General features: G+C 69.5%; 21 protein-coding genes and 3 pseudogenes. 7 read left to right on the top strand and 17 right to left on the bottom strand.

The genetic code is table 11. The annotated features are described in order from the left end of the window. The first annotated feature begins 16 nt into the window (after nucleotides 1-16). Together ACFYOB_RS38110 and ACFYOB_RS38105 are read left to right on the top strand one after the other, a co-directional pair. Nucleotides 17-181 (top strand): hypothetical protein, encoded by a 165-nt coding sequence (locus ACFYOB_RS38110; RefSeq protein ID WP_388568726.1) that lies wholly within the window; start codon nucleotides 17-19, stop codon nucleotides 179-181. 335 nt (nucleotides 182-516) lie between these two features. Continuing rightward, nucleotides 517-645, top strand: coding sequence for a hypothetical protein (locus ACFYOB_RS38105; protein WP_388568724.1), 129 nt, complete (start codon nucleotides 517-519; stop codon nucleotides 643-645). Nucleotides 646-802: 157 nt separating this feature from the next. Here the strand turns inward: ACFYOB_RS38105 and ACFYOB_RS38100 are convergent, their stop codons facing one another. From ACFYOB_RS38100 to ACFYOB_RS38050, 11 genes and pseudogenes are all read right to left on the bottom strand, one after another. Continuing rightward, a complete protein-coding gene (locus ACFYOB_RS38100; protein WP_388568721.1) occupies nucleotides 803-1,267 on the bottom strand; it encodes a hypothetical protein in 465 nt (154 codons plus the stop codon). After that, a pseudogene (locus ACFYOB_RS38095) lies at nucleotides 1,264-2,146 on the bottom strand (IS5 family transposase). Before ACFYOB_RS38095 ends, ACFYOB_RS38100 begins: the two are co-directional and overlap by 4 nt. Nucleotides 2,147-2,190: 44 nt before the next feature. After that, the gene (locus tag ACFYOB_RS38090) at nucleotides 2,191-3,069 is read right to left on the bottom strand and encodes a tetratricopeptide repeat protein (RefSeq protein WP_388568719.1); all 879 of its coding nucleotides are present in this window, start codon (nucleotides 3,067-3,069) and stop codon (nucleotides 2,191-2,193) included. 312 nt (nucleotides 3,070-3,381) lie between these two features. Continuing rightward, a complete protein-coding gene (locus tag ACFYOB_RS38085) occupies nucleotides 3,382-4,029 on the bottom strand; it encodes a hypothetical protein (protein ID WP_388568717.1) in 648 nt (215 codons plus the stop codon). A 268-nt stretch (nucleotides 4,030-4,297) separates the two neighbouring features. Beyond that, on the bottom strand, nucleotides 4,298-4,435 hold the full coding sequence (locus ACFYOB_RS38080) for a hypothetical protein (RefSeq protein ID WP_388568714.1): 138 nt from the start codon (nucleotides 4,433-4,435) through the stop codon (nucleotides 4,298-4,300). A 296-nt stretch (nucleotides 4,436-4,731) separates the two neighbouring features. Next, nucleotides 4,732-5,328 carry a CAP domain-containing protein gene (locus tag ACFYOB_RS38075; protein ID WP_388568755.1) on the bottom strand — a complete coding sequence of 199 codons (597 nt, stop codon included), beginning with the start codon at nucleotides 5,326-5,328 and terminating at the stop codon, nucleotides 4,732-4,734. A 21-nt stretch (nucleotides 5,329-5,349) separates the two neighbouring features. Next, nucleotides 5,350-5,892: pseudogene (locus tag ACFYOB_RS38070) on the bottom strand (CAP domain-containing protein); the annotation flags it as partial. Nucleotides 5,893-6,320: 428 nt separating this feature from the next. After that, nucleotides 6,321-6,965 (bottom strand): GAP family protein, encoded by a 645-nt coding sequence (locus ACFYOB_RS38065; RefSeq protein ID WP_388568753.1) that lies wholly within the window; start codon nucleotides 6,963-6,965, stop codon nucleotides 6,321-6,323. 458 nt (nucleotides 6,966-7,423) lie between these two features. After that, on the bottom strand, nucleotides 7,424-7,684 hold the full coding sequence (locus ACFYOB_RS38060; protein WP_388568712.1) for a hypothetical protein: 261 nt from the start codon (nucleotides 7,682-7,684) through the stop codon (nucleotides 7,424-7,426). A 23-nt stretch (nucleotides 7,685-7,707) separates the two neighbouring features. After that, nucleotides 7,708-8,427 (bottom strand): serine/threonine-protein kinase, encoded by a 720-nt coding sequence (locus ACFYOB_RS38055; protein ID WP_388568709.1) that lies wholly within the window; start codon nucleotides 8,425-8,427, stop codon nucleotides 7,708-7,710. A 175-nt stretch (nucleotides 8,428-8,602) separates the two neighbouring features. Continuing rightward, nucleotides 8,603-9,318: pseudogene (locus ACFYOB_RS38050) on the bottom strand (SPFH domain-containing protein); the annotation flags it as partial. Between the two features lie 594 nt (nucleotides 9,319-9,912). Here ACFYOB_RS38050 and ACFYOB_RS38045 point away from each other — a divergent pair. After that, nucleotides 9,913-11,172: an esterase/lipase family protein gene (locus tag ACFYOB_RS38045; protein WP_388568707.1), complete on the top strand. Its 1,260-nt coding sequence runs from the start codon at nucleotides 9,913-9,915 to the stop codon at nucleotides 11,170-11,172. A 173-nt stretch (nucleotides 11,173-11,345) separates the two neighbouring features. Here the strand turns inward: ACFYOB_RS38045 and ACFYOB_RS38040 are convergent, their stop codons facing one another. The 4 genes from ACFYOB_RS38040 to ACFYOB_RS38025 form a co-directional block, all read right to left on the bottom strand. Continuing rightward, nucleotides 11,346-11,990 carry a dihydrofolate reductase family protein gene (locus tag ACFYOB_RS38040; RefSeq protein WP_388568704.1) on the bottom strand — a complete coding sequence of 215 codons (645 nt, stop codon included), beginning with the start codon at nucleotides 11,988-11,990 and terminating at the stop codon, nucleotides 11,346-11,348. A gap of 294 nt (nucleotides 11,991-12,284) precedes the next feature. Beyond that, nucleotides 12,285-12,875 (bottom strand): RICIN domain-containing protein, encoded by a 591-nt coding sequence (locus ACFYOB_RS38035; protein ID WP_388568701.1) that lies wholly within the window; start codon nucleotides 12,873-12,875, stop codon nucleotides 12,285-12,287. A 168-nt stretch (nucleotides 12,876-13,043) separates the two neighbouring features. Continuing rightward, on the bottom strand, nucleotides 13,044-15,944 hold the full coding sequence (locus tag ACFYOB_RS38030; RefSeq protein WP_388568699.1) for an AAA family ATPase: 2,901 nt from the start codon (nucleotides 15,942-15,944) through the stop codon (nucleotides 13,044-13,046). A gap of 567 nt (nucleotides 15,945-16,511) precedes the next feature. Continuing rightward, nucleotides 16,512-17,099: a TetR/AcrR family transcriptional regulator gene (locus ACFYOB_RS38025; RefSeq protein ID WP_388568697.1), complete on the bottom strand. Its 588-nt coding sequence runs from the start codon at nucleotides 17,097-17,099 to the stop codon at nucleotides 16,512-16,514. A 181-nt stretch (nucleotides 17,100-17,280) separates the two neighbouring features. Between ACFYOB_RS38025 and ACFYOB_RS38020 the strand changes: the two genes are divergently transcribed. After that, nucleotides 17,281-17,691 (top strand): DUF6463 family protein, encoded by a 411-nt coding sequence (locus ACFYOB_RS38020; RefSeq protein WP_388568695.1) that lies wholly within the window; start codon nucleotides 17,281-17,283, stop codon nucleotides 17,689-17,691. A gap of 243 nt (nucleotides 17,692-17,934) precedes the next feature. Beyond that, nucleotides 17,935-18,285 (top strand): hypothetical protein, encoded by a 351-nt coding sequence (locus tag ACFYOB_RS38015; RefSeq protein WP_388568693.1) that lies wholly within the window; start codon nucleotides 17,935-17,937, stop codon nucleotides 18,283-18,285. 224 nt (nucleotides 18,286-18,509) lie between these two features. On the opposite strand, the gene budA is transcribed toward ACFYOB_RS38015, so the two are convergent. Further along, nucleotides 18,510-19,292, bottom strand: coding sequence for an acetolactate decarboxylase (budA, locus tag ACFYOB_RS38010; RefSeq protein ID WP_388568690.1), 783 nt, complete (start codon nucleotides 19,290-19,292; stop codon nucleotides 18,510-18,512). Nucleotides 19,293-19,700: 408 nt separating this feature from the next. On the opposite strand from budA, the gene ACFYOB_RS38005 reads away from it, so the two are divergent. Together ACFYOB_RS38005 and ACFYOB_RS38000 are read left to right on the top strand one after the other, a co-directional pair. Next, a complete protein-coding gene (locus ACFYOB_RS38005; protein ID WP_388568687.1) occupies nucleotides 19,701-21,095 on the top strand; it encodes an amidohydrolase family protein in 1,395 nt (464 codons plus the stop codon). A gap of 119 nt (nucleotides 21,096-21,214) precedes the next feature. Further along, nucleotides 21,215-21,559, top strand: coding sequence for an Atu4866 domain-containing protein (locus tag ACFYOB_RS38000; RefSeq protein WP_388568684.1), 345 nt, complete (start codon nucleotides 21,215-21,217; stop codon nucleotides 21,557-21,559). A 34-nt stretch (nucleotides 21,560-21,593) separates the two neighbouring features. On the opposite strand, the gene ACFYOB_RS37995 is transcribed toward ACFYOB_RS38000, so the two are convergent. Beyond that, nucleotides 21,594-22,439 carry a helix-turn-helix transcriptional regulator gene (locus ACFYOB_RS37995; RefSeq protein WP_388568682.1) on the bottom strand — a complete coding sequence of 282 codons (846 nt, stop codon included), beginning with the start codon at nucleotides 22,437-22,439 and terminating at the stop codon, nucleotides 21,594-21,596. Nucleotides 22,440-22,491 lie beyond the last annotated feature (52 nt).

The raw sequence follows: 22,491 nt of genomic DNA, 5'->3' as shown, positions 1-22,491 counted from the left end.
CAGCGGATTGGAAGCGGTGGTCACTGCCGATCCCGGCCTCGAGGTGGCCCCGATGTGGTGGAGCGCCGGGCGGATCGTGTCCAAGAACCCGAGCGACGCGGTGATTGCGACGATGCGCGAAGTGGCGGATGCCCTGGAGGCGAAGCTCCAGGGTGACGACGGCGAGTACTACGACGCCTGATGCGTGCGGCCACCGCGAGATGATCAAGGGCTTGTGTGGACTCTTGAAGATCGTGCGGTAGCCGCGGGCCGTAGCGTAGACCCTGCTCGATGGCCATGGTCGGATTGCGGGCCTGTTCGAGCGAGTGGAACCTCGGGCCGCGGCCCGCGCCTATCTGCTCGGGTTGCTGTCCGGGACCGAGCGCAAGAACTGCTGGCATCTGGCGGAGCACGCCGGCCATAGCGTCCCGGTCCGATGCAGCGGCTGAGTGCTTCCAGGCGGCCAAGGGGCAGGTCGGCTTGGGCCACCACCAGGTTCGCAACTGGACAGCCTGGCACCGGCACGTCACCCTGGCCATGCTCGCAATCGCGTTCCTTGCCGCGGCAGTCGACGACGCGAGGCCGACCAGACGTGCGGATCCCAACCGCCCGGCCCAAAGCGGAGACCCGGTCGACCTGACGGTCCTGGAGATCTCCGCCGCCTGATCGGCGCACTGTTCAGCCCGCCGATCACAGCCCTGAACGCACTCCCGCACTGGTCGAACTGGCGGCAGAAGCCACCAAGCTTCGGCACGTCGCAGCCATTACCGGCAGCGGCTCTCCGCCCCCTCCAGCGCGTAGATCGCGAAGTCACACTGGAGTACTACTGACTTCGGCTCGTCAAGGTGAATCTTCGCGAAGTCCCTGAAGGGCCTGGAGCGGTGGCTGTATCCCGTGCTGTGTGAGGTATGCGGATAGGGGCGGCTGACCGCTGAGGGCGGCAGCGCCGACGTTTCAGCTTGGCGCGGGTTCCCGCGATGTTCTTCGGCAGCAGCTCGTGGCCGAGGGCTTCGCAGATATCACGGGCCCGCAGCGGGTCGGTGGCCTCGTTGAAGACGGCGAGGAGGCGGGGGTAGTCCGGGTGCTCGGGCAGGTCCGGCGCGACGGCCGGGAGCCGGTCGGCGAGACCGGTGACGGTCTTGCGGGTGATCACGAGGTGCTCCAGGTGGGTCTCGGCCTCCCACAACCGGGTCTGCAGGTCGCCGATCTGTGCGCGGAGGTCGTCGGCCAGGGCCCGGGCGGCGCCTTCCTGGATGTCCAGGGCATCGAGCAGGGGCTGGATGTTCATGCTGTCACCGCCCGCTCTTCGCACCAGGTCGGAGTATCCGCGCCGGTGAGACGGCGGACCATGACGTGGGCCATGGCCCAGTAGACGCGGGAGGCGGAGGAGGCAGGACGGTGCTCGTAGTCGCGGACCAGGCGCCGGTGCAGTATCAGGATCCCGTAGGTCTGCTCGACCCCCCACCGCTTCGGCTGCGGAACGAACCCCCTCTCCTGCGGGTTGCGTGCGACGATCTCGACGTCTATGCCCAGGCCGAAGCCATGTGCGACGACCTGGTTCTTGAAGCCCTGGTCAACCAGCGCCTTCTCGACCGTGCCACTGGCGTTCTCGGCGACCTGGTCCAGCAGGGCGATGCCCGCGGCGTTGTCATGCGCGCTCGCGGCCAGCACGATGACAGCGACGACCAGCCCGAGCACGTCCACGGCCAGGCCCCGCTTGCGGCCCGGCACCCGCTTCGCCGGATCCCGGCCGGTCGTCGTGGCCGGGACCCCGGCGGCCGCGTCGACACTCTGGGTGTCCAGCACCACCAGGGTCGGGTCCTCTGATCGCCGGGCCCGCTCACGGACCTGGCAGCGCAGGCGTTCGTGGATGACCTGGTCGGTTCTGTCGTCCCTGCCAGGCGGCGAAGTAGTAGTACGTCGCGCTCTTCTGGGGAAGACCGTGCGGCAGGTAGGCCCACTGGCAGCCCGTCCGGCCCTGGTAGAGGATCGCGTTCACGATCTCCCGCATCTCGTAGGCGCCCTGGTGGCCGCTGACCGAGCGGTGCCGGCCCTTCCACGCCGTGATCACCGGCTCGATCAACGACCACTGCTCGTCCGATAAGTCGCTCGGGTAAGGCTTGCGTTCACTCCCCCGCCACCCAACAGACCACCGGCCGCGGACCAGCAGATTCCGCCCGTACCCACACCATCAGGCGATGACAGAACCACTCAACTCAACCCGATCGCCAGGTTGTTCAGTGCGATTGCCAGGGCCGGCGTGTGGGCTGCGGGGTTGGCCCCAACCGCCTCCCGGTACAGCCCGACCGCTTCCTCGGTCAGTTCACGCGCCCGCTGACGCTGCCCCAGCCCGGCATACAGGGCGGAGAGGTTGTCGAGGATGTCGGCGAGGACGGGAATGTGGGCACGCCGGTTCGCCCGGACGTGCCGACGCCGGATCATTACGGCCTCGTGTGCGGGCTGAGCCAGCCGCCGCCAGATCAGCGTGGCTTCGGTGATCTCAGGCAGGGCCTCCTCATGCAGGCCGGCCACAAGCAGGGAGCCCGCCAGCGTGATGTACAGCTGCGCGCGCTCATGGGAGTCGTCGGTGCTCTTGAGGCGGTCGGCGGTGAGGACGCGTGTGATGGCGGCGGTCGCTGGCGCAAGATCGACACTCAGTCGGGGTAGATGGGGCTCGATGGCTTTGAGGACCCTGAGGTCGACGCGCTCGATCTCGGTGAGCCGGGCCAGGGCGGCCCCGCCGGCGGCCCGGGCGAGCCGGGGGTGGGCGGTCAGGAGCGGATAGAGCTGACTTTCGGCCACATGGCGCCAGCGCAGGGAGGTTTCGATCAGCACTGTGAGCGCTGGGCGGGACCAGGACGGGGGCGACGCCGAGTCCGACTCAGGGCCGGTGGGAACCAGCAGACGGGCGGGGGCCTGGGCGGCCCAGTCGTCGGCGGCGTAGTCCGGCAGTGAGTGGCCCGCGGTCTGCAGGGCGACGAAATCCTCCCCGAGCCGGTCCGGGTAGAGGGGTTCGAGGAGCGTGTCCGGCTCTGCGGGTGGGTAGCACACCGTGTGGCCGCTCAGCGTTCTCTCGACGTCCTGTGCCATCGCCGCACCCGTCTGCGTCAGTACGGTCGCGGCGGCCTCGGGGGCCAGCGGGCGGGTCAGTGTCGCCAGGTAGGACGTGCGGGCTGTCCGGCTCGGAAGAGGACGTGGTATTGGCGCCTTCAGGCCCGGGATCACATGTCTGGAGTTGAGTGCCCTGTCGAACCGTCCCCGTCGCACCGGACGCGGGAACAGTCGCCATCACGGCAGCAGGCAACCCGCACGGACGCCGATCGACGGACGGCGAACGGCGGCATCGCGGCGCGGCCACCGTGGGTACACGTCAGCCACGCCGCCTTGCCCAGCGGGCGGGAATCAGCCGCCGATGGGCCGGAAGATCCCGCCCGGAATGATCACCGGACGGTCGATCGTCTTGAAGCGGTACTCCATGCTCACGTCGTCGATCAGGAACGGCATCCGGTTCGCCGAGTCCTCGATCACCATGAAGCTGATGTTCACCTTCTGCGGGGACGAGCCGTAGAAGGCGTCGGGCAGCGTGACCGTCACCTTCTCGTAAGAACCGTTGGTCCCGCCCTTGTTCATGCGGTCGTGCAACTCATAAGGCGTGCCGTCCTCCGCCGTGGCCTCCACGATCAGCTGACGGAAGCCGAAGCCGCCTGCCCCGGCGTTGAGCACGTCGCTGCGCACCCAGAACGACAGCACCGGAACCCGGTACGCCGGGATGGTGACCTGCTGCGAGACGCGGCTCATGCCCGTCAGGCCCTGGCCGCCCAGCTCCGCCTTGCCGGTGCCCGAGTGGGCCGGCCACGCGGAGGAGTTGTTGATCGGGTGCCCTGCGAACGGGGTCACCTTCTCGTTCCAGGACGCGTTGCCGCTCTCGAAGCCGGGGTTCACGATCTCGGACGTGCCCGCGCTGGCGTTCGGTGCGGCTATGAGCATGCCCGTGGCCGCGACGGCGGTGGCGGCGGCGAGAATGCTCGCTCTCCGCGCTCTCTTTCTCATGGTTCTCCTGGCTGTTTCCGGTTTCCGAACGGAGACGCGCCGCAACAGCCCGGCGGCCGCCCCCGTACCCCTTGACGGCATGTCAAGAGGTGCCGCGGCGGGCCCTGCCCGACGAGTACGCTGGTCAGCCGTCTCAACCGCGGCGCACACTCTAACGCCTCGGTGTGACAATCCCGCCAGGGGTCCCCCCGCCGGAGAGGGAGACAGTCAGACGCGACCGGCACCGATGTCCGCACACCGCTTCGTGGGCCCGCCGCAGGTGCACAGATCACGTTCCTGACCGGATGCGGTGGGCGCCCGAGGTGGTGGTCTTGGTCCAGCCGTGCTGGGTCAGGGACTCCACGCTGTACTCGGCGCCGGCCGTCGAATCGCCGAGCCCGAGATGATCGTCAGCTTCGATGACCACCTGGCCGGCAAGGCCACCCCCGTCGCCGACCAGTCAACACCGAACGGCAGAACTGGCGTCGCGGCGCCGACGCCACCACGCGTATTTGGCCCCAACTCCGGGCCGCCGACGCGCGGCTCAGCGATGTCGTACGGGAGTGACCCCGCACGGCGAGGACGTCCATGCAGGATGCTACGGCTGCCCACCATCCGCATACGGGCCGGTCCCGGCCCTCCGCTCCGGCGGAGGACCAGGACCGGTCCGACCAGGCCGCGCGATCCGTCAGGCGACGACCGGACCGCTGGCGGCGGGCGGATTCACTGCTGGCATCGTCCGAAGTCCACGACGTAGGTGCCGGCGTTGGACGACGAGGCTCCGGCCGGGTCCGCCGAGCCGGGCTGGGCCGAAGTCCCGATGTCGCGCAGGGACGGCTTGAGGATGATGGCGCGGTGGCCGGGGCTGTTCATCCACCAGTTGACGGCCGCCTGCGGGGTTCCCGATCCGCCCCACCCGGTGTACGTGATCTCGCTGAACTCCCACGACCGGGGGTTCGGACAGTACGCGGCCGCCTGGATGCGGCTCTGCGGTGTGGAGCCGGTCTGGGGATTGCGGTGGGGGTCCTTGCCCGGACCCCACCACTTCAGCTGGACGGCCGCGCTGGCATGCTGCCCGGCCGCGTTCGTCAGCGCCTGGTTGACGGTGAGGGCAGGCAGCCCGCGCTGAGTGCGCTGTGCATTGATCAGACACGTCACCGAATCCCTCGCCTGGGCCGCCGTCCCGGCGGTCGGAGCCCGGTTGGCGACCGCCGGGTCACAGGCCACGGCTGCCCCGGACTGGGCGATGGCCCGCTGCCCGTTGATGTTGCCTGCCGCGGTGTACCGGCACACCAGAATCCACCCCGTGCTGCTCGACACAGGCACGCCCTGCTTCACGCCACAACCGATAGCGGTGGTGGGCGACGCGGGGGACATCCATATCATCTGAGAGTAATGACCCCACGCACGATAGTTGGCACCCGAGGATGCATTGATGTTGATCGGGGCGTTGTTATCGGCGTCGAATTTGGGCTTCTCGGCTATCCAGCTGAAGCTCACGGAAGGGTCCAGCGCCATCATGGGCCGTGCCGGACCAGGGAAAGCATTGAAAAGATTCTCACCCTCGTTTCCATTTGTGGCACGGCTGCTGTGATGGAGCCCGCCGCCCTGGCTGGATGCCGGGTCATCGGCCCAAGCCTGCGCGTCACAGGCAAGCTTGGGATTCCACACAACCGAAACAACGGGAAGGCCAGGGTTGTATTTTTGGACGGCCTGATGGCGCGCATCGTTGTGGATGCGGACGATCTCGGCAGCGTCGGCGGCGCTGATCTGTGAGCCTGTTCCGGGCGGGGCGTTGGGCGAGGGGCAGGTAGGAGATTTCTCGCCAGAAGCAGGCGCCGATGCGGCGCGCACATGCGCGGAAGCAGGCGACGTCGGACCCATCACGACAAGACCGCACAGAATCGCAGTCGCCGTTGCGAAAGACTTCCGTTTCATGGGACACCCCGTTACGGGTTTCAATGCAGGCCGTGTTACCGAACTCCGCAGCCCCGGATCGGCTGCACTTGGTGAATCCGGCGTGGAGACCTCCGCACGCCGGACAGTGAGATCACCATCGCCCATTCGGCGTACATCCACCCGCCCGGCGACCTCTCGATTGCTCCACTCAGGTGAATTCATTGACTGTGGTTGCGATCAGCGTTCTCGTAGGGCTCAGCGCCGTGTGAGCGCAAGCAGTTGCGCCTGCCGGATCCGCAACCGCTCCCGCCCCGCAAGGAAAGGTCCTCCGCCTGCGCCGACTGCCGACCGCTCACGACCGCCCGTCCACGGGAAGGATTGACGTACACCCAGCGCACATCACACGACACCCCTCAGGCGACGAGTGCGTAGATGCTGCTGCTGGTCAGCCAGAGTCCGGCCAGCAGCGCGAGGGTGACGATCAGCTGGTCCTGGTGGTGCTCGAGCCAGGTCCGCAGAGCGTTCAGCCGAGTCTGCGCGGCGCCCGGCGCCCAGACGGTGTACATCTCCATGACCAGAAGGCTGAGGGTGGCCAGCAGGCAGTAGCCGGTCAGCGCGAGCCAGTCGGAGAGGGAGGAGAGGTCGGCGTCGACGACCGTGGCGGCACCGGCACCGACCAGGGCCCACGGCTGGAGCAACCAGGCGAGAGCGGCAGAGGTGCCTAGCGAGGCGTTGTCGATGCGGGCCGCCCAGCTCGGTGGCCGGTAGGGGCGGGACGGCTGGCGGAGCCGGTAGCCGCCGAACAGCACCAGGCCTACGCCGATCGCCAGCTTGGCGGCGAGCGCGGCGGTTGACGGCGTGCTGTGGTGGACGGGCGGCGTCCCACCGGTCAGCAGCACGACGCAGGCGACCACCGCGACCAGGTTTGCCAGCCAGGACAGCAGGAAGGCGAGCCCCTTGCGAACACCGCGGCGCGACGCGAGCAGCAGGATGAAGGCGCTGTTGTGCAGCGGTCCGAGGGTGATGGCCGTGCCGATCACGACCAGGTCGACGACCATCGGCACAACCGCTCCCGGAGGTCAGGGCCGCCTGGTGTCCCCGGACAGCGTGTTGTACGGGCGGCCCCGGCGGGCAGGGGTGCCGGCGCCCGCGGGGCGCCGCGTCCCGACTCCGCGGCCCCTGGCCCGACGGGTCAAGCGGGCCACGCCGGTGCCCCCCGAACGCCTCTGCCCTGCCACGGACAACGGCAGGCGGTGAAGGCGGCCCTTCGGTGGGGGTGAACGTCAGGGCGGGGCGGCTGCGGTGCGCCTTTGGTCGCGAGGCGCAGATGCAGGCTCATCGCGGTGACCACCTGGAGAGCGGCTCCGCTCAGCGCGTGGCGTTGGTGGTTACGCGGCGGGCACTGCCGGCCGTGGTCGCGCTCCGGGCGGCGGCCCCGCCGGGGGGGGTGGCCGGGTGGGCCGGAGCGTGCCGACGTATGCGGCCACGACGGCGACGATCAACAGCGGCATCACGGTCAGACCGTCCGCGCCGAGCGGCAAGGTGGCAAGCACACGGAGGTCATGGGCAGTTTCAGTATCGCCACCGTCTTCGCGCCGATCCCGATGGCGAATCCAACGGTGGTCCCCCGGCCGGTCGGGCCGCCCAGCTCGGTGGCCTCCCTCAGCGGGAAGGCGCCGACCAGTGAGGATCCCAGCAGTTCGCTGACGGCCACGAAGCTGCCGGCCCCGCCGATCACGGCGACGGCGCCGCCACGACACCCCTGACGATCAAGCATCCACCGGACGCCGAACCCCTCCCTCACGCTGACCGAAACCGTGCACGGCTTCTTGCCCCGCTTCGTACCGTCCTGTGGCAGCCGGGACTGTCAATCCGCCGAGGCCGCGGTAGGGGCATTGTGTAGATCGACCATCGTACGTACGGGAGGCGGCAGCCAGTCGCCGGCCGATGGTCGGCTGTGAGAGAGCTGTTCAGCACCTGAGTGGGCGTCGGGCGGCATGCGGGATCACGGTCAAGGCAGCGAGTGATGAGGTCGAACAGGCGGGACGGCAGCAGGCTGAGGGCAGACTCGAGGGATTCGCCGTCCTCGGATGGCACGGCCCCCGCGGCGTGGCACAGCACCATGCCGAAGGCGTAGACGTCCGTGGCAAAGGTGATCGGTGCGCCGGGGAGCTGCTCCGGGGCGAGGAAGCCCCGCGTGCCGATGACTTGATCGGTGCGGGTGATCGCGGTGCCGTCGAGGGCTCGGGCGATGCCGAAGTCGATGACGCGAGGGCCGGTGTCGGAAATGATGACGTTGCTGGGCTTGCGGTCACGATGGACGATGCCGCAGGCGTGAATGCCCTCAAGGGCTTCGGCGATACCGACGGTCAGGACTTGGAGGGTTTTGACGGGCAGAGCACCGAGCTGCCGCAGGACGTCGTGCAGCGACGGGCCGGGGATGTACTCGGTGACCAGCCAGGGCGGTTCGCTGTGTGCGTCCGGCGGCGACCACCGACGCGGTGTGGAATCCTCCAACACGACGTGCGGCTTCGATCTCGCGACCGAACCGCTGACGAAAGGCGGGATCGGCAGCCAATTCAGGCTGGATGACCTTGCCCGCGACCATGCGCTCCCCGGGGGAGCGACCGAGATAGACCGTCCCCATGCCGCCCTGGCCCAGCCGGGCCGTCAGCTGGTAACGGTCGATACGGCGGGGATCGCCCTCCCGTAACGACTGGTGCCCGGGACGCTGGAAATTCCCCTGTGGTCGCGACGGTGGTGCGATCGGTGCCGTCCTCTGCCCGGCGGCGATGACGGCGGCTACTTTGCGTTCTGTCTCCGCCCGTATCAGCGCGGCCCGCTTGTCGGCCTCGGCGCGCTCCCCCTTCTCCAAGTCCTGGGTAGAAATCGATTCCTGGGCAGAAGCGGATGGCTCAATGGTCCCCAGCTTGACGCGGTTGACCCGGATACCCCACTCGCCGGTGGCCTCGTCGAGAGCACTGCGCAGAGCCGCGTTGACCCCCTCGCGGGAGGTGTGGGTCCGCTCCAGGTCCATGCCGCCGATGATGTTGCGCAGCGTGGTGACGGTGAGCTGCTCGATGGCCTGGATGTAGCTGGCGACCTCGTAGGTCGCGGCGCGGGCGTCGGTCACCTGGTAGTAGATGATCGTGTCGATGTTACGACCAGGTTGTCCTGGGTGATGACCGGCTGCGGCGGGAACGGCACGACCTGCTCGCGCAGATCGATGCGGTTGCGGATGGAGTCGATGAACGGGACGACGAAGTTGAGGCCCCCGTTGAGGGTGCGCGTGTAGCGGCCGAAGCGTTCGACGATGGCGGCGCTGGCCTGCGGGATCACCTGAATCGACTTGATCAGGGCGATGAAGACCAGCACCACCAGAATGATCAGGACGATGATGATCGGTTGCATCGTGGCTCCCTCTCCCGTTGAGCACCCAGGCATCTGACCCAGATGATGCCCGATGATGTTCGCGCCGAAATGTGGCAGACCCACACGGTGTTGCGTAGCTTGCAGGCTCAGATCTGAGAGCGATTGCCTTCGCGAGGCGCCCTGCAATGCGTCGCAAACTCACTGCGTGAGCGCAGGGCCCCACGTGTACGGCAACCGCTGCCGACCACCGCGACCGGCAGCGCCGGTATCCGCCGGACATGACGGACGGGGAGTTGACGGCGGTGCGGCCCTTGCTGCCCATGGCGTCCTGGCTGGGGGCCGCGGTGGGGTGTCGGGGATGACCTGCCCGACGTACGACGGCGGCACCGGAGACTGACCACGGCTGGCCGACGGACCCGGGCCACGGGGTCTTGAGGGCCCGGCCGACGGAACCGCGCGTGGCCGGGCTGCGGGTGGTGACAGGGGACGACGCCACCCCTTCCCTACTCAGAGTAGCCATTTGTATTCAATCTGTGACTATGCTGTGGAGTGGTCACGCCCCCGCGCAGCGCTGCGTGAGCGGGACCAGCTCATTTCCGTGTATCCGCGACGTACGCAAGGAGTCAACTGAGCATGTCCACCCCCGTCGTTGACATCTGGGGTCCGGTCTCCCCCGGGACCCGCTCCTCGTTTCCTCCCGCGCCGGAACCGCATGACGAATGGCGCCTTGCCGGCGGAACGGCCTGGGTTTATTACAGCCCGCTGAACCGCAGGCAGCTCGTCAGGCCCGTCATCCTCTCCGACGGCTTCTCGAGCGGGTCGAGCAACCTCGACCAGCTCTGGCACGGTCTGGAGGAGAACGGCGACTACCGCTTCGTCTCCGAACTCCACGCGGCCGGTCGCGACGTGATCATCCTCGGGTACGACGACCGGACGGCATCGATCACGGACAACGCCGACACCGCCATCGAATGCATCCGCCGCGCCATCGCCGAGCGAGTGGGCCGGGCGAAGCTGACCGTAGGCGGATTCAGCATGGGCGGACTGGTCACCCGCTACGCACTGGCCAAGATGGAGCACGCCCCCGAGCTTCCCGACCACGAGACCTCCACCTACATCTCCTACGACTCCCCCCACCACGGCGCATGGTTCCCCATCGCCCTCCAGGCCTTCGCGCACTTCGCCACGGACAACTGGGGAGACGCTCCCACCCTGGGCCCCGTCCTGCGCCAGCTCTCCGGACTGCTCAACAGCCCCGCCGCACGGCAGATGGCACGGTGGCACATCGAAAAGGCCGACGAAACCCCCCAGCAGGCGCCGGAGCGGGTGGCGTTCCTCCAGAAGCTCGACGAGCTCGGGGGATGGCCGCGCACCGTCCGTAAGATCGGCGTCGCGAACGGAGTGGACACCGGTGCCGGGAACGGCGTCAAGGCCGGCGCGGCCGCGGTGAGGTGTGACGGCGACACGCTGCACGACACATGGCTCAAGACGCAGGCACAGGGTGACCAGGTCGTCGCCCGCCTGCAGAAGACGGGCGACGAGCCGACGTCGGTTCGCACCAGCGGTCTGCCCGAGATCGACGGCGCTCCCGGAGGCATGTTCACCATGCCGTCCCCTGTCGGCGACACCGGCAGTTTCGGCCTGGCCGCCATCCTCATGGGCCTCCTCGGCAACACCGTGGACCCGGACGTCATCAGCACGTCCTGCTTCATCCCAAGCATCAGCGCCGTCGCCGTCGGCGACATCAACGACACAAAGGCGCTCTACCGTCCGACCACACAGGACGACAGCGCCCTCGACGCCTTCGTGTGCGCCAGCCGCAATGAAGGACACACCACCATGACCGAAGAACTCGGCGCCTGGATCGTGAACGAGATCGTGAGCGGCGGGTGAGCACCGGGGTGGGCGGGCCGCATCAGCACAGGCCCGCCCACCCCAGGTCTCCCACGGATGACGTTCGGGACTTCCAGCACCGCCCGCGGTCTCTCGGGCACGGGGCAGGGCGGGTAGCCGGCATCCCGGCACCTGTTCCGCAGGGACACGGACCCGCCAGGCGCAGGGTGGCTTCAGTCGTCGCTTCCGACACCGCGATCGGGTGCGCTCATGTCCCCCGTCGCGGGCGTGCCGTCGGCGAGCCCGTAGCGCAGGTACACGGTGCCCTTCGGGCTGGCTGCCGGGGGTGCGAGGAGCTTGACGTTGGTGGGCACCGCGCCACCGTCGAACACCTTCTTCCCGACGCCGAGCACGATCGGGTGCAGCCAGAGGTCGAGACGGTCGAAGAGCTTCTCGCGCAGGAGGGTCTGCACGAGGTTCAGGCTCCCGACGACCTTCACGTGCTCGTGGCGGTCCCGGATCTCGCGCACCGCGTCGGCGAGGTCCGGGCCGAGCTGCGTGGACCCGGCCCACGAGAGGTCGGGCCTGCCGCGAGAGGCCACGTACTTCGGGACGCTGTTGAAGAGCGTGGCGATCTCGTTGTCCTCGCCGCCCTTCTGGTGAGGCCAGTAGGCGGCGAAGATGTCGTACGTCCGCCGGCCGAGCAGGAGGGCGTCCGTGCCCTCGTACGCGGCACCGACCTGCGCCCCGGCGACCTCGTCCAGCAGGGGCGCCTGCCAGCCGCCGAACGGGAACCCCACCGGGTCCTCGTCGGGACCGCCGGGCGCCTGCCCGACGAGGTCGAGGGTCGCGAACAGCTCGATGTGAATGAGGCCCATGGCTTACTCCCGATGAGTCGGTTGTCTCCGTCAAGAGATAGACCTGCGGGTGCCCGCAAACTCATCGCCGCGCCGGAAGCCGGCTTCACCACACCGCACGACAAGTCCAGTGCTCATCGGACGGGCCTGGTGCTCGGTCACAGGGTCGCTCTGTTCGCCGGAGTGCAGATTTCGCAGGCTCACAGCCGCTCGGCGATCGCATACGGCCCCCCGGCCTCCCGTCGGTCGACGCCCTCACCGCCGCTTGGCCGCGGTCCTGCCCTCCCCGGCCGGGCAGGCGGGGGCATCGGCAGCCTAGACGCACTCCCATACGGCCGCCTGCGTGCCGGAGGTGGTGCTGGCGCCGGGCATGTCCAGGCACATCCAGGTGGGGGCACCGCTCGGGGTGGTACCGCTGATCCAGTAGCCGGGGTTGCCGTCGATGCCGTCCGTGTCCCACCACTTCTGGTTCAGGCCGCCGCTGCAGTCCCACTGGACGATCTTGGCGCCCTTGCGCGCCGAACCCCCGGAGATGTCGAGGCACTTGCCGGAGTTGGCGTTGCGCAGCTGGATGAACGTACCGCCGTCGGTGACCTCCGACTTCCACAACTGCTCGCTCGCGGTGCCGCATTCGGTCTGAACCACCGGGGCCCCGTTGTCGTTCGAGGCGCCCTTCACCTTCAGACACATGCCGCTGTGGGCGTTGGCGATCTCGTAGCGGCTGCCGCGCTTGCGCAGCTGCCACAGCTCGTTGGGGGCCAGCATGGCCCCCAGATCCGAGGCGCTCTGCGCCGTGGGAACGGCGGCGGGGCGGGCCTCGGCGGCGGTCGCGGGGAGGGTCGTCCCCGCGACCGCGATCAGGGCGACCAGGGCCGAACTGGCGGACGTGCGCATCGTGAAGATCATGCTCGGTACCTTTCGTACGCGACCCCGTTGCGGGTGCTACGGCGCCGGTCGGATGGAGGTGGCGCCGGTCCGTGGGGGCCGGACCGGCGCGGTGCCCACTCTGTCCGGCAGCGGTGTCCGCGCACATCGTGGAAGACCACGAACACGACGCTCCCCTAGTTTTCGTGGTCACCCCGGTGGCACTCCCCCGGCGGTGTCCGTTCCGGCCAGGCCGACCGCGAGCTGGGTGCGGCGGGTCACCTTCAGTTTCCGGTAGGCGCTGGTGAGGTGAGACTCCACCGTGCGCCGGGTCAGGTGGAGCGCCTCGCCGATCTGCGTGTTCGTGTGCCCCAGGGCGGCGAGGTCGACGACCCGGCGTTCCGCTCCGGTCAATGCGCTCGGGCCGGTCCGGGCCCGTGTCGTGGTGCGGGCGTTCGCGGCGCGCAGCGCTGCCCGCGTGGCCCGCACGAGCCGGCCCGTCGGTGGTGCTGCCGGCTCGGGGCCGCCGTCGCCCGGGCCTGGCCCGAGGCGGTTGTCCTGGCCATGCCCGAGGCGGTCGTCCGGGGCTTGCCCGAGGCGGTGGTCCGGGCCGTCGTCGGCACCCGTCGGGGACAGCAGGCGGACCGCTTCGGCCTCCGCGGCTCGCAGATCGTCCCGGCCCCTGCGGCCGAGCCCCGCCTCGATGCGTGCTCGGCCGAGGTCGATCAGGGTCTCGATGCGTTCCACCGGTGCGGGCGCTCCCTCGAGCAGGGCGGCCGCCTCGACGAGCGAGTCCAGGCCCCGTCGGCCGCCGACGGCCGCGGCGTGGGCCCGGAGCGCCCTGCCGACCGTACGAGGGGTTCCCCAGCGGCGCGCGTGGTGCAGTTCCTCCTCCGCCAGCTCTCGGGCCCGGCCCGCACGGCCGAGGCGGGCCAGAACGAGGGCCGCGCCGGAGCGCCACGGTGTGGCTACGGGGCTGACGAAGTCGCGAGCGCTCTGGCCGGTGCCGCAGGCCAGGTAGTCGTCGAGGGCGGCCTGCCAGCGTCCTTCCACGCTGTGGAGCAGGGCGCGTGCGTAGCGCAGTTCGTTCCACTCCCAGGAGCTGTCCGCGGTGGTCGTGTCGGGTGCTGAAAGTAGCTGCCAGGCCTGTTCGTGCTGCCCGAGTTCGTACCGGGCGAGCGCCACCATCGAGACCAGGTGGGGCGCGCGGATGCCGCGTCCGGTGCAGGTGTGCGCCAGGAGGGTGTTCTCGGCGATGACGCGCCGGAAGTCACCGGCCCAGAGCGCGGCTTCCGCCCGGGCGCTCAGCAGACATTGCAGGCCCACGTCGGTCAGGTCCGGCGACGCGGGCGGTGCGGGCAGCCCCTGCTCGGCAAGGGCCCGGGCGTCCTCCAGCTGGTCCGCCCACTGCAGCAGGGTGGCAGCGCTGCCCATCCAGGCGGTGCGCAGCAGCGGGTGGACCGGTGCCGCAGCGAGCCGGGGCCGGATCCGGGCGAGGACCTCGGCTGCGGAGAGGAGCCCGGCGCCGGTCTCGTACTCGGTGATCAGACCGCAGACCAGCGGTTCGACGGTGGCCGGGGCCGTGGGAACGAGGGCGCGCAGGCCTGCTACGGCATCGCGCCAGGCGGCCGCGTCGTGCGAGGAGATGAGGGCGGTGACGGTCCGCAGGATGTGCACCAGCTCGTCGTCGTCCGTGCTGCTGCTCGCCCGGTGCAGGACGCTCAGCGCACTGTCCGTACGGCCGCTGGCGGCGAGGGCCGCGCCGAGGGCGGGTGCGGCGGCGGCGCGCTCGTGGCCCTCTGGGTGCAGGTCGAGGCCCTCGCGGAGCCTGCGGATGCCGGCCTGCGCGCTGTGCGGGAACTCGAGTGATCCCAAGCGCAGGGTGAGGTCGGCGTGCCGGTGCCGGGCCAGTGGCGGCTGCGCGCGCAGGGCGTGGCGCAGCAGGCCGACGGCTTCTCCGATACGCCCGGCCCGCACGGCCTCGTCGGCCGCGTCCTCGAGGCAGCGGGCCATCCATGCCTCACACGGGCGGTCCAGGTGCAGCAGCCGGTCGGCGACGGTTGGGGCGGGAGCGCCGCGGTCGTGGAGCAGCCGGGCGGCATGGGTGTGCAGGGCGGCCAGTTCGGCGGGGTCGGCGGCCTCCAGTACGGCTTCCAGAGCGAGCGGGTGGGAGAACAGCCGGGCCAGCCGCGGAGCGCTCGGCGCGCCCGCGTGACGGGCGGGGCACAACGCCAGTGCCTCCTGGAGCAGGGCGGAACCTGTGGCTGGAGAACACTGGGCGGTGGCGGCGAGGGCGAGGCCCATGTGGCGGGTTTCGTCGTCGGCACGGTGCCGGATCCAGCGCGCGAGCGCGTCGCGGTAGCGGGTGAGCGGGGCGCCGCCCTCCGGGTGGTGCGGGGGTCGGCCGGCTGCTGGGCCAGTGGGGTCGGACAGGGAGGCGAGGGCAGCGGGGCCGGTCGAGTCGGCGAGGTCGGCGAGGAGGGCCTGTACGAGGGCCGGGTTGCCGCCGGTCGCGTCCCGGCACATCGCATGGCGCTCGGGGGCCAGTCCGCGATCGCGCGCGAGCTGCGTGACGGCGTCCGGCCCGAGCGGGGGAAGCGGGTGGCACGCGCCCGTGGTCCGGGGCAGCCAGGTGACGTCGGTGTGTTCGCGGCATTCGGTGGCCAGCAGGAGGACCGGAAGCCGGGCGATCCGGCGCGCCAGGTACCCGGTCCAGCGGCGTGACACCGGATCCGCGCAGTGCAGGTCGTCGACGGCCAGCAGCACGGGATTGGCCTCGGCGGTCCGGGAAAGCAGGTCCAGCAGCTGGTGGAAGACCTGTTGCTCCTGCTCGGCGGCGAGGTCGCCGAAGGGAATTCCATCGGCGGTCGGGAAGACCTGGCGGACGAGGGCGAAGGGGAAGGCCGTCTCCTCGGGTGCGCAGCGCGCCGACAGCACCCGTATGCCGTCGTCGGCGCTCGCTCGTCGGATGACGGCGTCGAGCATGGCGGTGCGGCCCCGGCCTGGCGGCGCGGCCAGCATCAGCCAACTGCCCCTCCCGGAGCGCGCCCGGGCCAGGGCAGCAGCCGCGGCCCGGAGTACGTCGTCGCGTTCGACCAGTACGTGTGTCAATTCCGCCCTCCCACACTGCTGCCGACGGCTGCGTGCCGCCCGTGACGGCCCGGGTGGGCGCCCGTAGGGAATCATGAAGGGACGGAGCGCGCGAAGTGGGATGATCTTCGGTCAGATTTCCCTGAAAGTGCATCAGTCGGGCCATATCAGCCAAAGCAGCAGCAGATTGACCGAATCCGAATCCGGGAGAGCCGGGCCGAACCGTCGCCGGGCGTAAGGGGTCGTTGTCGAACTGCGGACGGCTGTCGACGGGGCGTTCGACGCATCCACCAGGTGACAGCGGCCAGCGCGAATTCCCACGTACGGCCATTGGGCGCGTCACTCTCCGTGGAAGGAGAGCGGCGCCGTTCCCCCTCGTCTGCGTCGCAGGCGCGTGAACCCGAGCCTTCCCGGATAGCCGACTGTTCGGCAAGACCGCCATCACCGCGGAGGTGACGCCGGCCCGGGGTCAGTCGGTCTTGCCCCTCGTGGAGCGCGTGGCTCATCTGGTGGCTGGTGAGAACCAGCGCGGGGCCGGTGGGGTTCTTTGGGTCCCCGACGGCCACCTGACCAGGAGAAACGGCCCTGTCAGCGCGGCTCGGCGGCTTCGTCGTGGTCGCTGCGGTGCCGGTCGGCCAGGGCGGTGATTCCTGCTGTGGCGGCGGCGGCGAGGTCGGTGACCATCGCGTCGTCGACTGGCAGGTTGAGGATGTACAGGGCGGACGCCAGGGAGCCGAGCAGCAGCAGGTGGGCCATCGCGGGGTCGACGGTCCCGGCCAGCTCGCCGCGTGCCACGGCCTGTTCGATGATTTCGGCGAAGGCGGCCTGCTCGGCGGCCAGGAACGTGTCCTGGAACCGGGTATTCAGTTCGGGATTGACGGCGAGTTCACTGATCAGGGCCGGTGCCAGCTGTCGGGCCGCCGGGGCGGCCATGCGCACGTGAAACGTGCGGACCAGTGCCAGCAGGTCCCCGTGCAAGGAGCCGGCGCCGGCCAATGGAGGCAACTGCTGCTCGTGCATGGTCGCGACGAACGCCATCTCGGCTTTGGAGGCGTAGCGGCGGTAGATCGCCGCCTTGCCCACCCCGGCGCGCGCCGCGACCTGGTCGACGGTCAGGGCCGGGTAGCCGACCTCGTCGATCAACTCACGCGTGGTCTGCAGGATGTTGTGATCCACGCGACTGTCTCGGGGGCGTCCACCCCGTTGCCTTCTCACTGTCATGCCCACATGATACGGAACTAGAGTATCGAAACTACAGTATCGGAACTATGGCTGCCGGGATTGCGAGCCCCGGCTACGCAGAGGCAACCGTGATGAAGTCGCACCGCGCGGCTTCGCGACAACAAGGGAGACCCAGATGATCAAATGGGCTGGCTGGATCATCACGTTCTGCGGAACCGCACACACGCTCGGCGCCCTGACAGTGCAGAAAGCCGCGCGCCACGCCGGGACATGGTTCAGCGGCGGACTGTGGAGCGAGGACCTCGCCGACATGAGCCCGGCGGGCAGCGCGTTATGGCTGAGCCTGGAAAGCTTCGGCATACCGCTCGTCCTGGTCGGTCTGACGGTGCTGTGGCTGGACCGCCGCGGCATCATCCCGCCAGCATTCATCGCCTGGACGCTGGTGAGCTGGACCGTCGTCGACGCCGCGGTCCTCCCGTTCACGCCCTGGCCGCTCTTCGCGCTCGCGTGCGTCCTGCTGCTGATCGGAACCCGCCGCGCCCGCCGCGACAACCCCGCACCGCAGGCCGGGCTTCCACGAGCGTGAACATGGGCCGCACAAGTGACAGGTGGTATGTCGGTATGCCGCTCCCCAACAGTGAGCACACCAAGTCGACAACGCCACGGCCACATCAACGCTCCCCCGCTAGCCGTCGACGACCAGGACTTGTCCGGGCGATCACGCGAGGAGCCGGATGACCAGGGGTGCTGCGGTGGCGGCATGATGCCGCCCAGCCCCTACTGTTCGAATGGGCTGACAGAGGCAGAACGGCACGAGGGACGGGACGGGATGTCGGAGGACGAGCGCGAGGCGTGGGTCATATGGGGTGAGGGGACCGTGTTCCGGCGGCCTGCCAACTTCGGCATGTTGCTCAACGGTCCTGCCTCTCCTGACATGGAGCGGTTGTTCGCCAGCATTGCCGCGGTGGATCCCGGCTGGACACCGCCGCCGCCCTCCGAACCCGATGTCGAGGTGTGGTGGGGTGACCCTGTGGTGGTGGACGGGCCATGGGCGATCTTCACCTTTGGTACTGAACGGGAGATCCGAGGGCACGTGGACCGCTACGAGGACGTGCGCGGAATGCTGCGTGCATCCAGCGTGGGGGGCTCGTGTGGCGTTGATCCGAGCCCGACGGCCTAGCCAGGACTTACCCGTCCGATCATGGTGGCGGGATCACCGGCATGTGATTGACGGGGCTCTGCACCGGGTGTGGACCGGGGTGCAGTGGCGGGAGACCTGCCCGAGCGGTTCGGGCCGTGGAAGACGGTCTATGGGTGTCCCGTGCGACGCACAGGACACCCCAGGCCCGAGCCCGGGGCCTCCATGCGGAGGGCCTGCGGCAACGGCGCCCTGCGAACCCCCGGTTACGGCTTCGGGCCACCCTGGAGCACCGCCTCGATCTCACCTGCGATATCGCCCCGGCCGAGCTGAGCACAGCGGAAGTCCTGTGTACGCGGCATGCGCAGGAACAGTTCGTACCCCACGTCGACGCGCACCCGTCCGGAGCGGAGTACGAAGTCGTAGGCGTGCCCCCCACGTGTGCGGCAGTTGGAGATGAAGTGCAGGTGGTAGCCGGCTGCGGCCACCCCGAGCATGTGGCTGGGGCTGCGGAAACCGACGAACGTCCCGTGGAGGTCGGTGTGGGTGGAGATGATCTGCCCGGCCACCGCGTCGATCAGCCGGGGGTAAGGGCGGTGCTGCTCGGGGAGCATCCGGGTGACCATGTGGTCGAAATGTCCGTCTACGCGGACCGCGTAGAACAGGTTGGGGGTCGGGAGCCAGTTGTCGATCATCGTGCGCAGCCCTGCGGCGTCCGTCGGCTCCGTGATCCGCCAGTCGTGCTCGCCGTGGAAGTAGGTGACCGCCGCGAGGGGCGTTCGCGTGGCCAGGTCGGCTTCACCAGCGCTCCCGTCGGCGCGTAACCGATAGCACCGGCCCTCGAGGACGATCATCTCACCGTCGAGCCGGTCGAAGGTTCCGATGCCGAAGTCTCCGTTGCGGCGGAGCTCGGCGATGGTTGTCGTTCCCTCGTAGACACCTTCCAGCATGGCCGTCATCGTCGAGGTCTGGAAGATTCGCCCCCTGGGCCGTGCACGCGGCCCTTGCTGCTCCGGCGTGTCATGCGAAGTCGCGTCCGGTTCCGGCATGTCGCCCCCTGAGTCCCGTGAGTACGACGGTCCGGCAGAGACTTCGGTCCCCCGCCAGACCTGCGTCCAGCACGCTAAGGAACCGACAAGGCCGTCGCAACGGCGCGCACATGGTCGCGCGTTGGCACGCGGCGCTGCAGCAGACCTGCGCCCGCCGTGCGACACCCTTTCGCCCTCTCGGTCGGGGCTGCCCGGTGTCTGGGTCTCTCGATCCACTGCAGGGCTCTGCCGATGGGGTACCAGGAGCACTGGCGCTGCTCCTGACACGTGCTGATGCCGGGACGCCTGCATGGGTGCGCTGTACCAGGGCAAACGGCGGCCTGGTTGCCGCTGCCGGATGGGCCGAGGCTGGGGTCACCACTCACCCCGTGCCGGCCCACCGCCTGGCAGGAAGGACAGGACCTCCCCTTGATTCCCACTGGCACCACCAGCCCCGCCGTACTCGAACAGCTTCAACACCGGTCCGCCGACCCGAAGCAGCGCATCCTGTTCACCGGCGCGACCATCGTCACCATGGACCCCGACCTAGGTGTCCTTCACAGCTCCGACCTGCTCGTCGAGGGCGAGATCATCACCGCGATCGGTTCTGACCTGAACCGGGACGGCGCTGTGGTCGTCGAGGCCTCCGGCACCATCCTCACGCCGGGCTTCGTCGACACGCACCGGCACGCCTGGGAGACCCAGCTGCGCCGGATCATGCCGGACGTCGATGACCTCGGTGCTTATGTGATGTCCACCCTCGCCGGCTACGCCACTGTCTACCGGCCCGAAGACATGTACGTCGGCACCAAGCTGGCCGCGCTGACGGCGATCGACGGCGGCATCACGTGCATGCTCGACTTCTCGCACAACTCCCGTACCCCCGAGCATTCCGACGCCGCCGTCCAGGCCCTCATCGACACCCGTATACGCGGCGTGCACGCCTCCATGGGCCCGCACTTCGGTGACTGCGACAAGCAGTGGCCCGGCGACCTGGCCCGCCTCAAGGAGAAGTACTTCGCCAGCGACGACCAGCTTCTGAGCCTGCGCCTGGCCGCCCTGGCCACCGACGAGATCGCCGGGCCCACCCTCGCCTACGGCACCGAACTCGCCCGCACGGCCAAGGACCTGGGCATCGGTGTGAGCGTCGACGCCGTCTTCGGCACCTCCTCTTCCGACGCCATCCTGGGGTGGGAGCAGGACGGCCTTCTCGGCGCGGACCTCACCCTCATCCACGCCACCGGTCTGACCCGGGCAGCGTGGAGGGCGATCGGGGAGAGCGGCACGACCATCGCCCTGGCCCCGACCTCGGACGCCCAGATCGGGCTGGAGACCGCGATCCCCGCGATCGACGAGGCCCTGGCGGTCGGGGTCCGGCCCGGCCTGAGCATCGACGTCGAGGTGGCGCTGGTCAGCGACATGTTCACGCAGATGCGGGCCCTGCACGCCATCCAGCGGATGCGCGCGGTCAACGCCGTCTACGGCACCGGCCAACAGCCGGTTCGCATCGCCACCCACGACGTCCTGGACTTCGCCACCCTCCAGGGCGCCCGCACCAACGGGCTGGCAGGGGTCACCGGCTCGCTCACCCCGGGCAAGAAGGCCGACCTGCTGGTGATCCAGGCCGAGGACCTCAACAACATGCCGCTCAACGACCCGATCGGCACAGTCGTGCTGGGCTCGGACGCCCGCAACATCAGCGCCGTCCTCATCAACGGCGAGCCCCGCAAGTGGAACGGCCAGGTCCTCGATGTGGACCTGCCCGCCCTGCGCGAGCAGGTCCACGCCTCCCGCGAGTACGTGCTCAACACCCCCGCCGTCTGACCCCCGCCACCCATCTCTCTCCACGGTTTCCCGATGACCGAAGCAGGTCCTGACATGACCACCGTTCCCCGGGTGAGCCCGCGGGGCGCGCAGATCGCGTAGGACGCTGTCGTCACGGCGTGCCGAACATCCTGGTCACCGGCGGACAGATCCGCCTCTGGAACGGCCGCCCTGTCGAGGCAGCCGACACCACCCCCGAGGCGGCCTCCGAAGGCGCGCCCGCCCACGACCCGGCGCACCCGTTCCTGGGGATGTGGGTCGACGACAACGACTTGGTTCGGCAGGAACTGCTGCCCGACGGGCGCTACGACGAGAGACGTGGGGACCGTCCCAGCGCCTACCAGGGCCGCTACTGGATCACCGGCAACCGAATCGACTACCTCGATGACCTGGGTTTCTGGGCCTTCGGCGAATTCCAGGACGGCAGCCTGCACCACGCCGGATACCGCTTCACCCGCCGCTGACCACGCCGTGCCGTGTTCCTCAGCAGCGCCGCCTTCATGGCCCTGAGTCTGCTGCCTGTGCGCCGCGTGTGGCGTGGAGGCTGCCGAGCAGGGACAGCGCCTGATCGCTGGGGCTTCCCGGTTCGGCGTGGTAGATCACCAACTGCTGGCCCGCCGCTCCGCGTACGTCAAAGGTCTGGAAGGTGAGCGCGAGAGGCCCGACGTCGGGGTGGAGAAGTTCCTTGCCGTCACGGGTCTTCCCGTGCACGGTGTGCGAGGACCACAGGGCTGCGAACTCCTCGCTCGCCTCGGTCAGGGAGTCGACGAGGTCGTGCAGGCGCCGATAGTGCGGGTCGAGGCCCGTGGCGTGGCGCAGTCCGGCAACCACAGCCTCGGCTGCCCGCCCCCACTGCGTGAAGAAGCTCCGGGCGGCCGGGTCGAGGAAGACCATGCGGGCCATGTTGTCCGCGTTCTCGAACGGCGCGAACAGTGCGTCGGCCAGAGCGTTCGAGGCCAGGAAGTCGGTGGCCGGATTCAGGACGAACGCCGCGGCGTTCGGGTATCCGTCCAGCAGCTGCCGCAGCGCAGTATCGACCGTTTCCCTCGGCTGCGGACGCTCACCGTCCGGGGTGGTGCCCGCCAGCCGGAACATGTGCTCCCGCGCTTCGTCATCCATCCGCAGCGCGTTGCTGATGACCTCGAGGATCTGCGAGGAAGGGCTGCGCTCGCGGCCCTGTTCGAGGCGGGCGTAGTAGTCGCTGTTCATGCCGGCCAGTACGGCGACCTCCTCACGTCGCAGCCCCGCCACCCGGCGGGCGCCGTAGGAAGCGAGCCCGACGTCATCGGGTCTCAGTCGGGCGCGGTGGGCGCGCAGGAAGTCTCCGAGATCGTTGCTGGTCACCCCATCAGGCTATGGCGTTCCACAGCCACGTGCCTGGGTGCCCCACACCCAG

This window comes from Streptomyces sp. NPDC006463 (genome assembly GCF_042870715.1).
GTDB lineage: Bacteria > Actinomycetota > Actinomycetes > Streptomycetales > Streptomycetaceae > Streptomyces.
Note: the sequence above shows the minus strand (reverse complement) of the source record. Positions and strands in the feature narration are given on the sequence as shown.